Genomic DNA, 14,391 nt, shown 5'->3' with positions numbered 1-14,391 from the left:
TCCCAGCTTGCTTTTTAGATCAGATGGGCAGGATGGCACAAGGGCCGGGTCGGGTTGGCGTAGACAGGGTGCCACGCATCGGGGCTTGAGCGTGTGCCGCCGTGAGAGAAGCTCGACTGTTCTGAACTGGTTGATTGTGAGAGAGGGATTGTGATGAAGTCTTCGGGTCTGCGTTGTGGTGTGTTGGTGAGTGCTTATCTGGCGGGTGCGATGGGGGCGTCGGCGGGTGGTGCGGTCAAGAGCTTCGATGGCTCGGTAAGTGACGTTTGGGGCGAGGCGGGGAACTGGACGCCTTTTGGTTTGCCGCTGAGTGGGGATGACGTGTTTATTGGCAATCTGGCGGGGGTTGAGAATCAGTTTGTGACGCTAGATGTGGATGACACGGTGGCGAGCCTGACGATCACGGATGGGATCGCGCTTAATACGGATGGGCATCGGCTGTTGGTGTCGGGGACGACGACGGTGTCGGGCGAGAACGGGCCGATCAACAACACGGTGTGGCCGTCGCGGATTCAGGTGCGGCCGGTGGCTGGGGGTTTGCCGGGTCTGGATACGGATGTGCTGGTGATTGAGGACGAGGCCTCGGTGAGCATCGGGAACCCGATTGGGGATGAGTTGGGGCTGCTGGAGGTGGATGTGCTTCTGGATGTGAAATCAACGTCTGGGGTTGGCGGGAAGGGTCTGATCAGGTTGCGTGGTAACGGGAGCAGGAGCCTCATCAATGATGGTGCGATCACGGCGCGGCCCGAGGGCCTGACGATTACGCAGTTGGGTACGGGTCTGATCGACTTGGATGGTGTTTCGGGTCAGGGGGAGATTTTCGCGAATGTCTCGAACGGGAGCGGCGAGGCGGGGAAGGTGACTGTGAACGGTACCGGGCTTTGGGACTGGTTCAACGGTGAGATCCGGTTGACGCGTGGGTCGTTACTGGACATGAATCTGACGAATGGGTGGACGACGGGCAGCGGTTCGCTGGTGCGGGTGACAGGTGGGGGCTCGAGTGCTGATCCGGCGGAGATTGCCGGGGGTCTGTGGACCCTGGAGGGTGGGACGCTTGAGGTGACGGGCAATGATGGCCGAGCGGTGGTCACGGCTGATGCGGTGATCGAGCCCGGGGTGTTCCTGAACGTGGGGATTGATGATGATCTGGAGTTTGATGGCGAAGCAGACATTCGGGGCGGAACATACAGCCTGGCGGAGGGGGCTCGTCTGACGTTTGATGGGCCGACGACCATCTCCGGTGGGCAGTTCAACATGGAGGCGTTCTCGAGCGAGTTTGAGAATCGTGTGGCCTTTCATGATGTCACGAGTTGGCAGGGGGACGCCACTTTTTCTGGAGGTGCGGTTCTGCAACTGGATGACGCAGCGGTGTTGCTGCCGACGACGATCGACGCGGGGGTCATTGATATGGACGGCTTCAGCATCACCGAGTGGGTTGTCACGAGCGAATTCGTGGTCAACGCGGATCGGATTGATGTGCTTGACCAGAAGTTTGATGGTCGGATCGAGATTGGTGGGGGCTTGTCGTCGCGGGCGACGATCAATCTGTCGGATCCGTCGGACTCGTGGCGGATGGATGGTGAGCTTGCGCTGATTGGGAATCAGTTGGGCTTTGTGACGCGGCTGGCGGGCTCGGAGGTGGATCTGACGGGTGATCTGTTTCCGTCATTCAACTCGCAGATCACGGCGGATTTCAACTTTCTGGGAGGGAGCCTGACCTCGTGGCGTTCTGCGTTCACGCGGCTGCGGATGCAGGGTAAGACGGAGGTTATGGCGGGTGCTAATTTCATCGGCGGGGGGACGCTGGTCAACGGTGTGGATGGCGAGATGGTGATCGAGCCTGGGATGGATTTTGGGGATTCGTCGCTGGAGAACGAGGGCGTGATGCGGGTTGGTAGCGGGGTGGGGCAGGTGTCGACTGCGGGCTTTGTGCAGGAGGCGGATGCTGTTCTGAAGATGCAGGTTTTTGGATCGGGTGAGAATGCGTTTGATCGTTTGTTTGTTCAGGGTGAGGTGGAGGTGGCGGGGGTGCTTGAGTTGCAGGTGCCTGGGGCTGGGTTTCTGACGTACGGGACGGTGATCCCGTTGATCGATGGGCTGAGTCGGGTGGGCGAATTTGATGAAGTGGTCGGTCAGGTGGTGGCTTCGGACTTTGCGTTGGCGGTGGTGTATCCGGAGGACGCGGTGTGGGCGATCGTGGCCCTGCCCGGGGATGCGGACCTGGATGGGGATGTGGACCTGGTGGACCTGTCGATCCTCGCGTCGAACTTTGAGGAGGGTGGGACGTGGACGGATGCGAACTTCAACGGGGATGATGTGGTGGATCTGATTGATTTGTCGCTTTTGGCGACGAATTTCGGGACGGATCTGGGGATGCTGCCTGAGCCGTCGGGAGCGGTTTTGCTGGGGTTGGGGGCGGCGGGGGTGCTTCGGCGTCGGGTTGCGTAAGTCGTTTGCTTTCGCTTACTTTGGTTGTGGGCAGGCGGTCCTGGGGAGGGGCTGCCTGCTTTTTTTTGTTGGTGGCGGTTGGCCTTTTCCGGGTGGTCGGGTAGGTTTCTGGGATCTTCGTTGTTTTAGATGAGTATCAGCATGGTTAACCGGTTCAATTTGGGTGCTACGGCGGCTTTGGTGGGTTTGATGGGTTCGGCTGGTTTGGCGGCGGAGCCGTTTCAGATCGGGTTTCTGTGGCACATGCATCAGCCGACGTACCGGCCGGGGCAGAGCTTGCTGGAGACGGAGGGGTCGGGGGATTTTTCGTTCAGCATCGCGGAGGTGCACAACACGCGGTTGGGGCCTTATACGGCGTGGCCGAGGAACGCGATCCAGGCGGGTCTGGGGCAGCCGAATCTGGGGGCGTCGGTGTCGTTTTCGGGGTCGCTGATCCGGAACCTGAACGAGCTGGAGGGTGCGGGGTATGGGCAGTGGAACAACTGGGAGGGTGCGTATCGGCAGGCGGCGGGTTGGCAGACGGCGGAGGGGAATGCGCGTCTGGACCTGGTGAACTTCGGGTTCAATCACCCGTTGATGCCGCTTCTGGATGAGCGGGATATCCGGATGCAGGTGCGGTTGCAGAAGCACATTCATCAGCAGACGTGGGGATCGAGTGTGCCGTTTTCGAAGGGGATTTTCCCGCCTGAGACGGCGTTCTCGACGCGGATCATTCCGGCGTTGAAGGCGGAGGGGATCGAGTGGGCGATCGTTGACAGCATCCATATCGAGCGGGCGACGATCGGGTATCCGCATACGAATGCGTCGAACCTGTATGCGCCGAACCGGGCGGATCAGGTGAATCCGGACATCACGGCGGATGGGGGTGCGTGGGTGCAACTCAACGGGTTGTGGGCGCCGAGTCGGGTGGGGGCTCCGTTTGCGTATACGCCTCATCACGTGCAGCACGTGGATCCGGCGACGGGTGCGATCAGCCAGATCGTGGCGGTGCCGGCGGCGCGGTATGAGGGGAATGAGGATGGGCGGGGTGGTTTCGGGGCGCTGCAGTACGAGCATGTGTTTGATCAGCTGCGGCCTTACAACACCGATCCGGATCGGCCGATGTTCGCGGTGCTGCATCACGACGGGGACAACTTCGGAGGTGGGTCGGAGGCTTACTACAACGGCAACTTCCAGAACATGGTGAACTGGGTGTCGTCTAATCCGAATTACAACGTCAGCACGATTCAGGATTATCTGGATAAGTATCCGGTGCCTGCGGATGACGTGGTGCATATCGCGAATGGCTCGTGGGCGGGTGCGGACAATGGTGATCCGGAGTTCAAGAAGTGGCTGGGTGATCCGGGGCCGGACGGGTGGAGCCCGGATCGGAACTCGTGGGCGGTGCTGACGGCGGCGAAGAACCGTGTGTACACGGCGGATGACAAGGTGCCGGCGGCGAGCCTGGATCACATCATCAACGGGACGGGGAGTGCGACGGAGCGGGCCTGGCACACGCTTTTGCAGGCGCAGGCTTCGGACCATTGGTACTGGGATGGGACCGAGGTTTGGGACAGCAACGTGACGCTTGGGAGTAACGAGGCTGCCTGGTATGCGGATCAGGTGCTAGCGGGTGGTGTGGGTGAGGAGACGACCCCGCCGACGGTGTTTGTCCCGCAGCGTGAGTCGTATAACCCGGGTGGGATGGAGTGGGGTCCGGGTGCGGAGCCGAGTGACTTTGAGATCTGGACGCTGGCTTATGACGTGAGTGGGCTGACCCGGGTGGATCTGAAGGTGCGTGTGGATGGGGATGGTTTTAATCCGCTGGATTCGATCCAGAACGAGACGTTTGCGGGCGGCGATGAGGTGGGTGAGTGGTTGACGTTCCCGATGCTGGGCGAGGCGATGCCGACGCCACCGGCTGGGATACTTCCGGCGACGTATCGGGCGGATCGTTACGCGGCGATGCTCGAAGGCTTCGAGGATGTGTTGTTGGATTACTACGTGGAAGCGGAGGATGGGCTGGGCAATCTGACGCGGACGGATATCCAGCATGTGTATGTGGGTGCGGGTGCCACGGCGGGTGTGGATCGGGTGTGGGTGGATCCGGAGACGCCTGCGGCGGGCGATCTGGTGTCGCTTTTTTACGACCCGAGTGGCGGGCCGTTGGGGGGTGCTTCGGATGTGTTTGTGCATTATGGGTTTGATGGGTGGGCGTTGACGTCGCCTGACGTGCTGATGGATTGGGACCCGGTGGAGGAGGTCTGGTCGGTTGATCTGCTGGTGAATCCGGCGGTGAGTCAGTTGGATGTGGTGTTCAACAACGGGGCTGGAGTTTGGGATAACAACGGGGGTGCGGACTGGCACTTCGATGTGACCGGTGGCAGCGGCGGGGGTGGGCCGTCGTTTGAGATGGATGGTCTGCTGGATGCGGGCGTGGAGAGCATCGCGAGTGAGGGCGGGCGGGCGTTGTATGCCCGGGTGGTTGATGGGCAGTTGTATCTGGCGACGGATGATGCGGGTGAGGGTGAGGATGTGTTTTTGCTGATCTCGCTGTCGCCTGGTGGTTTGCAGGATGCGATGTGGGGCAAGTCTGGCCAGGTTGCGTCGTGGGACGGGTTCCTGGCGGATGAGAACGACAACGGGTATTCGGGCTGGTTCGATCTGGATGGGGCGCTGTTGATCGCATCGGGTAATGGATCGGGTGTGCTCGAGGGGGTGGTGGATCTGCTGGCTTCGTTCGGCGAGATCCCGGAGTTTGTGTATCTGGCGGCGGTGGCGTTTGAGACGGCGGACGGTGGGTCGCTGGTGAGTCAGGTGCCGGGGGGGAATGGGGATGGGAACGTGGATGCGCTGGAGTACCTGCGGTTCCGGGTGCTGCCGATGATGGGTGACGTGGACCTGTCGGGGACGGTGGATCTGATTGACCTGTCGATCCTGGCGACGCACTTCGGGGGTGAGGGGAAGTTGCGTGGCGAGGGTGATCTGAATGGGGATGGGTTGGTGGATCTGATTGATTTGTCGCTTTTGGCGGGGAATTTTGGGGCGACGGATGCTGTGCCGGAACCTGGGGTGGGGGTGTTGTTGGGGTTGGGGGTGTTGGGGCTTCGGCGGCGGAGAGGCTGAGGGCGTAATCAGGGCTTGGTGGTGATTGTCCCATTGCTCGTGCCTTAGGTGCGTGAAAGGGGTGGGGTGGTTCCTGGTTCTGTGGCCAGCAGAGCTGACCACAGCCACCCATGATTACTTGTGGTCGGACCGACCTTGGTCTTAGGGACCAGGCGTGGCTCCCGGTCGCGTCGCGACCGGGCTCATGGGGGGGTGGGTGCCCAAGGGAGGGAGATGGGTGTTTGTGGGGGGTGGTATGGTGTGCTTCTGCGGCGAGGTTGTCGTGGTAGGAGCTAGTGATGGCGGTGTACCGGATTGAGGTTTGGGACCGGTTGGCGAGTGGGGATCCGGCGGGGGTGACTGGGGATCTGCATGCGTTGGTGGAGGGGTTGGCGGGGGTTGGGCGGGCGGTGTCGGGGGTGCGGGAGGCGCGGGTGTATCTGGTGGAGGCTGATCTGGATGAGGCGGGGGTGAAGGGGGTGGCGGAGGCACTGCTGGCGGATCCTGTGGATCAGGTGGCGGTGCTTTGCGAAGGTGGCGGAGGCATTGGTTCTGCGGGTTCTGGGGATGGTGCCGGGGGATCGGCTGGGGGTGCGGATGGGTTTGGGTTCGGGGATGGAGTGCGGGTGGAGGTGCATGATCTGCCTGGGGTGATGGACCCGGCGGCGGAGACGGCTCGGGGGGCGATTGCGGAGCGGCTGGGGGTGGGGTTGGAGGCGGTGCGGGTGCGGACTGGGCGTCGGATTGATCTGGCGTTTGGGGCGGGTGGATCGCCTGATGAGGCGTCGCTGGTGGCGGCGGCGGAGCGGTCGGTGGCGAACCCGGTGATCGAGCGGGTGGTTCTGGCGGAGGAGCACCCCCCCACCTTGGCTTTGGGGAAGGCTTATGCCTTAGAGCTGGGTCGGGTGGGGTTGTCGGGGTTGGATGATGAGGCGCTGAAGGTGTTGTCGCGGGAGCGGCATCTGTTTTTGAGTCTGGAGGAGATGCGGACGATTCAGGCTCACTTTGCGGGGCTGGATCGGGAGCCGACGGACATCGAATTGGAGACGCTGGCACAGACGTGGAGTGAGCATTGTGTGCACAAGACGCTTAAGAGCGCGGTGCGTTACACGGGGTTTGGCAGGGAATGGCTGGCTGCGCTGCCTGGGGCTGAGGTGGAGGGGGACGCGGTGGTGGTGCCGAATCTGCTGAAGTACTCGGTGGCGGCGGCGACGTTTGAGTTGATGGAGGATGAGGGGATCGGGGACTGGTGCGTGAGTGTGTTCCACGACAACTCGGGCATCGTGAAGTTTGACGAGACGGATGGGGTGTGCATCAAGGTAGAAACGCATAACCATCCTTCGGCGCTGGAGCCTTACGGGGGTGCGGCGACGGGGATCGGCGGGTGTATCCGGGACATCATCGGGACGGGTCTGGCGGCGCGGCCGATCGCGAACACCAATGTGTTTTGTGTCGCCCCCCCGCCCAGCGACTCAGGTACCTACAGCTATGAAGTGCCGTCCGGGGTGATTGCGCCGGAGCGGGTGCTGCGTCGGGTGGTGGAGGGGGTGCGGGATTATGGGAATCGGATGGGGATCCCGACGGTGAATGGCGCGGTGGCGTTTGACAGGGATTACGTCGGGAATCCGTTGGTGTTTGCGGGATGTGTGGGGTTGATCCCGTTGGATCGGGTGGAGGGTACGCCTAGGGTTGGCGATCGGATCATCGCGGTGGGTGGGGCAACGGGTCGGGATGGGATTCATGGGGCGACGTTTTCGTCGGCGGAGTTGACGGAGGGCCATGCGGAGGAGTTTTCGCATGCGGTGCAGATCGGGAACCCGATCACGCAGAAGAAGCTGATGGATGCGATCGTGGCAGCGCGGGACTGGGTGGATCCGGCGACGGGTGAGAGGCGTTGTCTGTACAGCGCGATCACGGATTGTGGGGCGGGCGGATTTTCCTCGGCGATCGGAGAGATGGCGGAGAAGGTCGGGGCGAGGGTTGAGTTGGAGAGGGCCCCGCTTAAGTACGAGGGTTTGAGTTACACGGAGGTGTGGATCAGCGAGGCGCAGGAGCGGATGGTGCTGTCGGTGCCGGCGGCGGATGTGGAAGCGTTTGGGGCGTTATGCGAGGCGGAGGGTGCGGACTGGTGTGATCTGGGGGTGTTTGGTGAGGGGGAGGCGGAGCGTCCTGAGCTGGTGCTGCGGTATGAGGGTCATGAGGTCGGGCGGCTGGACATGCGGTTCATGCACGATGGGTTGCCTAGAACGCATCGGGTGGCGCATGCGGAGGAGCGTGTGGCGGAGGCCGAAGCGGTTGAGGTGGATCGCGAACAAGCCGGGGCGTTGTTGGAGGGGTTGCTGGGTCATCCGACGATTGCGTCGAAGCACTGGATTGTGCGGCAGTATGACCATGAGGTTCAGGCGGGGACGGTGGTGAAGCCGTTGGTGGGTGTGGCGGGCGAGGGGCCGTCGGATGCTTCGGTGGTGCGGCCGAAGGCGGGGAGTCGGAAGGCGGTAGCGCTGGGGTGCGGGTTGTCGCCTGAGCTGTCGGAGAAGTCTTTGGAGCGGGGAACGTCGACGGATGGGGATGCGTATTACGCGGTGCTGGCGGCGATTGATGAGGCGGTGCGGAATGTGGTTTGTGTGGGGGCGGATCCGAGTCGGGTGGCGATTCTGGATAATTTCTGCTGGCCGTCGTGTGATGATCCGGCGTCGATGGCTTCGTTGGCGCGGGCGGCGGCGGCGTGCTATCACGGGGCGATGGCGTACCGGACGCCTTTTGTGTCGGGGAAGGACTCGCTTCACAACCAGCTGACGACGGATGACGGGCGGGTGATCACGATTCCGTCGACGATGCTGATCACGGCGATGGGGATGGTGGATGATGCGAGCCGGTGTCTAACCAGTGATGGGAAGGCGGCGGGGAACGTGCTGATTCAGGCGGGTCCATTGTCGGCGGAGCTGGGTGGGAGTCATCTGGCGGAGCTGGCGGGCTTGAAGGGCGCGGTGCCGAAGGTGGATCTGGATGCGGGTCCGTTGGCGGCGAAGGCGGTGGCGGAGGTGATTGGCCGGGGGTTGGTGCGGTCGGCGCATGATGTGTCGGATGGCGGGTTGGCGGTGGCTGCGTTTGAGATGGCGATGGGGGGTGGGTTGGGGGTTGAGCTGGATCTCTCGGGACTGGGTGAGTTGCCCTGGGCGGCGGCGTTGTTTGGGGAGGGGGCGTCGCGGTATGTGCTGGAGGTGGAGGAGGCGCGGGTGGAGGAGGTGCTGGCGTTGTTTGTGGCGGCGGGGGTGGAGGCTTGTGTGGTTGGGCGGCTGAGGGCGTCGGAGCGGTTCGTGGTGGAGGGGTTGGTAGAGCGGGAGATGGGGGTGCTTAAGGGGATTTGGTTGGGGACGTTGGATTGGTAGGGGTTGGGGCTTGTTGTGATCATTCCTACGGCTGGGTTGGATCTATACTCGGGCGATGAGTGAAGCACGTGAGTCGGTTGAGACGGTGTATCTGATTGATGGTCATGCGCAGATTTTTCGGTCGTTTTTCGCGATACGGGGGGCGATGACGTCGCCTGTGACGGGTGAGCCGACGAACGCGACGTTTGGTTTTGTGGGGATGTTGTTGAAGCTGTTTCTGCAGTGTTCGCCGACGCATGTGGTGATGGCGGTAGACAGCAAGGGGGATACGTTTCGGCATGAGCTTTATCCGGATTACAAGGGGACGCGGAGCGAGCCGCCTGAGGAATTGCCGGCGCAGATCCCGCGCATACTGGAATTGACGGAGCTGTTTGGGATTCCGGTGCTGGGTCAGGTGGGGGCGGAGGCGGACGACATCATGGCGACGCTTGCGCGGCGGATTGTGGCGGATCCGGCGTATGCGGGTGCGCGGGTGATGCTGGTGTCGAAGGATAAGGATCTGGAGCAACTGCTGAGCGATCGGGTGTCGATGTATGACATTCATACGGACACAACGATTGATCTGGACTATCTGAAGGAGAAGAAGGGGATCACGCCTGAGCAGGCGATTGATCTGCAGGTGTTGACGGGGGATACGGTGGACAACGTGCCGGGGGTGGCGGGGATCGGGAACAAGACGGCGGCGAAGCTGCTGGAGGAGTTTGGGAGCGTGGCGGCGCTGGTGGAGCGGTTAGACGAGGTGAAGGGGAAGCGGCGGGAGAAGATCGAGGCGGCGATTCCGTTTTTTGACGTGGCTCGTCGGTTGGTGACGTTGAAGGATGATGTGGATCTGGATTTCGGACTGGAGCGGATGAAGCTGGGGTCGATTGATGAGGAGACGTTGGCGACGCGGTTTCGGGAGCTGGGGTTCAATCGGCATGCGGAGGATCTGAAGCGGCTGATGCGCGAGCGGGGTGAGGGTGGGACGGTGGAAGAGGAACCGGCGGCGAAGGCGGGTGGGGCGTCGAAGCGGAAGGCGGCGGCGGATCCGAATCAGGGGGCGCTGTTTGGTGGGGAATTGGCGGAGACGGTGGAGGTGGATGCTTATTCGACGGCGTCGTCGGATCAGTATGAGGCGGTGACGACGGCAGAGCGGCTGGCGGAGGTGGTGAAGGAGATTGAGAAGCTGGCGGGGACGGATCGGGTGCTGGCGGTGGATACGGAGACAACGGGGCTGGGGTGGAAGGCGGAGATGTGCGGGGTGTGTCTGAGTTGGGAGGCGGGGAGCGGTGTGTATGTTCCGACGATGGCCCCTCCGCCGCCTGAGGGCGATCCGGTTCTTTCGAAGGAAGAGGTGCTGGAGGGTTTGCGGGGGGTGATGGCGGATGCTTCGATTCGAAAGGTGGGGCATCACTTCAAGTTTGATCTGCATGTGCTGCGGCGGGCGGGTTTTGAGGTGGGAGGGGTTTGCTTCGACACGATGATTGCGGCGGCGTTGACGGGGGCGCCGGGGTTGAAGCTGGATGATCTGGCGCTATCGATGCTGGGACATCGGATGATTCCGATTGAGGAGTTGATTGGGCCGAAGCCGCGGCGGAAGTCGGATGCGGCGCAGAAGACGATGGATCAGGTGCCTTTGGATCGGGTGGCCGTCTATTCGGCGGAGGATGCGGATATCACCTTGCGGCTTTACGAGAAGCTGAAAGGTGAGGTGGATGAGCGGTCGATGGCTGGGCTGATGGCGGATGTGGAGACGCCTTTGGTCGAGGTGCTGGCGGACATGGAGGAGGCGGGGATTCGGGTGGATGCGGGGGAGCTGGATCGTCAGCGGGAGATGTTGGAGAAGCGGATTGTCGAGCTGCGGGATCTGACTTTGGAGAAGGCGGAGCAGGCGGGGGCGACGGTGCCGTTTAATCTGGACTCGCCTAAGCAGTTGGGGGAGGTGTTGTTCACACAGTTGAAGCTGCCGGTGGTGAAGCGGACGAAGACGGGGCCGTCGACGGATGCGGAGGTGTTGGAGCGGTTGGCGGAGCGGGAGGATCTGACGGGTCCGGCGGCGGAGGTGCCGGCGCTGCTGAGTGAGTATCGGATGCTGACGAAGCTTGTGGGGACGTATCTGGTTTCGCTAAAGGAAGCGATCGATGCGGAGACGGGGCGGGTGCATGCGACGTTCAATCAAACGGGGGCGGCGACGGGTCGGTTGTCGTCGAGTGATCCGAATCTGCAGAACATCCCGATTCGGACGGCGGTGGGTCGTGAGGTTCGGCGGGCGTTCGTGGCGGAGCCCGGGAAGGTGCTGGTGGTGGCGGACTACTCGCAGATCGAGCTGCGGGTGCTGGCGCATCTGTCGGAGGACCCGGCGCTGATCGAGGCGTTCAAGGGGGGTGAGGATATTCACCGGGCGGTGGCGGCGGAGGTGTTCGGCGTTTCGCCGGAAGGTGTCACGGCTGAGCAGAGAGGTCATGCCAAAACGATCAACTTCGGGATCATTTACGGGATCACGGCGTTCGGGTTGGCGCGGCGGATCGGGGATCTGGATCGGACGTCGGCGCAGGCGCTGATTGATGCGTACAAGGAGCGGTTTGCGGGGATCGATCGGTTTCTGGCTGCGTGTGTGGATCAGGCGAAGGCGCAGGGGTATGTGTCGACGATTCTGGGGCGGCGGCGGGCGATCCCGCAGATTGAGGCGAGGCAGCCGAATGTGCGGGCGCTGGGTGAGCGGCTTGCGATCAACAGTGTGGTGCAGGGGTCGGCGGCGGATCTGATCAAGCTGGCGATGGTGCGGCTGCATCGGCGGTTGGCGGCGGAGGCGTTTGGGGCGCGGATGCTGCTGCAGATTCATGATGAATTGGTGGTGGAGGTGGATGAGGGTTTGGTGGATCGGGCGGCGGGGGTGATGCGTGAGGAGATGGAGGGAGCGATTGCGATGCGGGTGCCGTTGGAGGTGGAGGTTGGGATGGGGAGGGATTGGTTTGAGGCGAAGTAGCAGCGTGGTCGCGTTTTGGACAGATGGGGCATAGCCGCGGTGACACACCGCGGCTCGAACGCAGGCAGGTTGTTGGTGATCGGGCACGACCCTGAAGGGTCGTGGCACCCGGACGGCCGGGGTCGCGTCGCGACCGGGCTGATGTGTGAAGACCGCGGTCGCGTCGCGACCGGGCTTAGGATGGGGTGGTTGTTGGGGGTCGGGCACACCTTGCCCTTTGGGACAAGGTGTGGCACTCGGCGACCGGGCTTACTGGTGGAGGTTGGTGAGGATTTCCTGGGTGAGGTCCCAGAAGCCGGTTTCGCGGAAGGGTGTGGGGATTTGTCGGTAGGCGTTGAGGCGTTGGGTATGGTGGTTCCAGTGGCTCTGGGCGTGGTAGAGGGCTTTGCGGGTGGCTTCGGCGTCCTTGGGGGATTTCGAGTGGTTGTAGCGTCGGTAGGCGATGAGTCCGGCGAAGAGGTCGCGGATGGTTTCGATGAGGGATTCGGTGTAGACGAGTGAGCCGAGGAGGGGTTCGATGGTTTGGTGGTCGCGGTCGCGTAGGGCTTCCTTGAGCTGTGCGAGGAGTTTTGAGGCGGTGTCGGCGGCGGCGGTTTTTTCGTCGAGGACGGCGTCGAGGTCGGTGAGGGGGAGTCGCTGGATGAGTCGCCAAGCGGCCTGGGCGTCGATGGCATCGTCTTCGATCCAGTCGGCGTTGGGGTGCCAGGGTGAGGGTTTGAGTCGGGCGAAGGGGCCGATGTAAAAGGCCTGGCGGATCATCTCGGGGGAGCGGTTGAGGATGTCGGCGAGGATGGGGATGAGGGGGTCGCTATCTTTGAGGTCGAGTCGCTGAGTGGCCCAGTCGAGGGCGAGTTGGTGGGGGTCTGCGTCGGGTTGGTCGGCGAGTTTGGGTACGGCGTAGGCGTTGGCGTCGATCCAGGTTTCGTCTTTGATGAAGGGTCCGCCCCAACCGCCGCCTCGGACCCAGGCCCAGAGGCCGGCGAGGGGGATGCGTTGAGCGACCTGGGCGAGTCCCTGGGGCTGGTTGGGGTTTTGGGTTTCGGGGTAGCCGTCGCGCCAGAGGGCGGTCTGGGCGTTGGGGGTGGCGCCTTTGGCTTCGAACTCTCTTTGGCACTGGAGTTCGTAGAGGATGGGGACGGCCCCGCAGGCGAGTGAGGCGGGGTTCCATGCCTGGTAGCGCCAGAAGTCGGTCTGGGTGAACTTGAAGGAGAGGATGAGCTTGTTGTCGTTGGCCTGGGGGAGTCGGGGGACGACGGCGGCGGCGAGTTCGGCGGTGTCGTGGAGTCCGTTGGGTCGGACGTTCCAGGCGCGGAGGATGGTGGTCTTGTTGTGTTTATTGGTGATGACGTTGTAGCAGCGTTCGGCGGCGTGGACGATGCGGTCGGCGGGGGTGGCGTCGGCGCAGCGTGAGCAGTGGGGGGTGTAGAGATCGTTACCGAGGAGGTGGGGGAGTCGCTGGGCGTCGTTGTCGCCGAAGCGTAGGACGATGCCAGCGATGTTTGGGTAGCGTTCGATGAGGGCGTTGAGTGCGTGGGTGATGCGGTCCCAGGCTTCGTTGCTGGCGGGGCAGAGGGTGTCGGCGTGTCCTCGGCAGCAGAGGTTGGAGGCGTTGCCTTCGACGGTGTCGGCGGCGAGGGTGAGGAGGTCGTAGAAGAGGTAGGTTTGGAGTCCGGCGTGGGTGTTGGCTTCGATCTGCTGGTCGAGTTTGGACCAGGTCTGGTTGAGCCAGCTTCGTATTTCGGGGTCTTTGATGGCGTCGGGTGATGGGACGCCTGAGAGGGCTGTGGTTTCGTAGAGCACGGTGCCGTTGTAGCCGAGTTGTGCGAGTTCGTTGGGGTCTCGGTAGCGGGTCTGGACGGGTGGTTCGCCTGGGTTGTCGAGGATGGTGGCGAGTTTGAGCATGTGGGGCATGATAGCTGGGGGTGGTGGGGTTTTGGCCCGGGCCGACACGGCCCGGCTCACCGGGTGTGGGTCATATTGTTAAGCACACTCTGCTTGAAGGAAGCGTGGTGATACCCGGTCGCGTCGCGACCGGGCTTGTGTGGGGGCTGGTGGGTGATCAGGCGTAGCCGAGGCGGTCGAGGTCGTCTTCGTCGAGGCCGTAGTGGTGTCCTATTTCATGGAGGAGGGTGATGCGGATCTGGGTGTCGAGTCGGGCTTTCTGGCGGTCTTTGGGGTTGTCGGCGTCTTTGAGTTCGAGGGCGTGGCGGATGATGGGCCCGCGGAAGAGGTGGATCTGGTCGGGGAGGACCATGTCGTCTTCGATGGAGCGTTCGGTGAGGCCGATGCCTGAGTGGAGGCCAAAGAGTTCGTCGTCGGGTTCCATGTCGAGTTCGGCGAGGAGGTCGGGGTCGGGTTCGTCTTCGACGATGAGGGGGATTTCGTCGAGGCGGGCGAGGATGTGTTCGGGGAGGCCGTCGAGGATATGATCGAGGATTCGGTCGAAGCGGTCGCGCATGGTCTGGGTGACTCGTTGCATGGGGCTTAGCGTACCGCCCGGCCGGG

6 protein-coding genes are annotated in these 14,391 nt (G+C 62.8%); 4 read left to right on the top strand and 2 right to left on the bottom strand.

Annotation, left to right across the window (positions count from 1 at the left end; genetic code table 11):
* Positions 1 to 153: 153 nt before the first annotated feature.
* The 4 genes from ACQZAB_RS09885 to polA all read left to right on the top strand — a co-directional run bounded on the left by ACQZAB_RS09885 (position 154) and on the right by polA (position 11,886).
* On the top strand, positions 154 to 2,448 hold the full coding sequence (locus ACQZAB_RS09885) for a hypothetical protein (protein WP_428389351.1): 2,295 nt from the start codon (positions 154 to 156) through the stop codon (positions 2,446 to 2,448).
* A 141-nt stretch (positions 2,449 to 2,589) separates the two neighbouring features.
* Positions 2,590 to 5,553, top strand: coding sequence for a hypothetical protein (locus tag ACQZAB_RS09880; RefSeq protein ID WP_428389350.1), 2,964 nt, complete (start codon positions 2,590 to 2,592; stop codon positions 5,551 to 5,553).
* A gap of 278 nt (positions 5,554 to 5,831) precedes the next feature.
* On the top strand, positions 5,832 to 8,921 hold the full coding sequence (locus tag ACQZAB_RS09875) for a phosphoribosylformylglycinamidine synthase subunit PurS (protein ID WP_428389349.1): 3,090 nt from the start codon (positions 5,832 to 5,834) through the stop codon (positions 8,919 to 8,921).
* A gap of 55 nt (positions 8,922 to 8,976) precedes the next feature.
* Positions 8,977 to 11,886, top strand: a complete 2,910-nt coding sequence (gene polA, locus ACQZAB_RS09870) for a DNA polymerase I (RefSeq protein ID WP_428389348.1) — start codon at positions 8,977 to 8,979, stop codon at positions 11,884 to 11,886.
* Positions 11,887 to 12,135: 249 nt separating this feature from the next.
* On the opposite strand, the gene ACQZAB_RS09865 is transcribed toward polA, so the two are convergent.
* Both ACQZAB_RS09865 and ACQZAB_RS09860 read right to left on the bottom strand, forming a co-directional pair.
* Entirely contained in the window at positions 12,136 to 13,788 is a 1,653-nt protein-coding gene (locus tag ACQZAB_RS09865) for a hypothetical protein (RefSeq protein WP_428389347.1), read from the bottom strand.
* 157 nt (positions 13,789 to 13,945) lie between these two features.
* Positions 13,946 to 14,365 carry a metallopeptidase family protein gene (locus tag ACQZAB_RS09860; protein WP_428389346.1) on the bottom strand — a complete coding sequence of 140 codons (420 nt, stop codon included), beginning with the start codon at positions 14,363 to 14,365 and terminating at the stop codon, positions 13,946 to 13,948.
* Positions 14,366 to 14,391 lie beyond the last annotated feature (26 nt).

Source organism: Mucisphaera sp. (assembly GCF_965279675.1).
In the GTDB taxonomy this organism is placed as follows: Bacteria; Planctomycetota; Phycisphaerae; order Phycisphaerales; family Phycisphaeraceae; genus Mucisphaera.
This window is presented reverse-complemented; position numbering and strand designations above follow the sequence as displayed.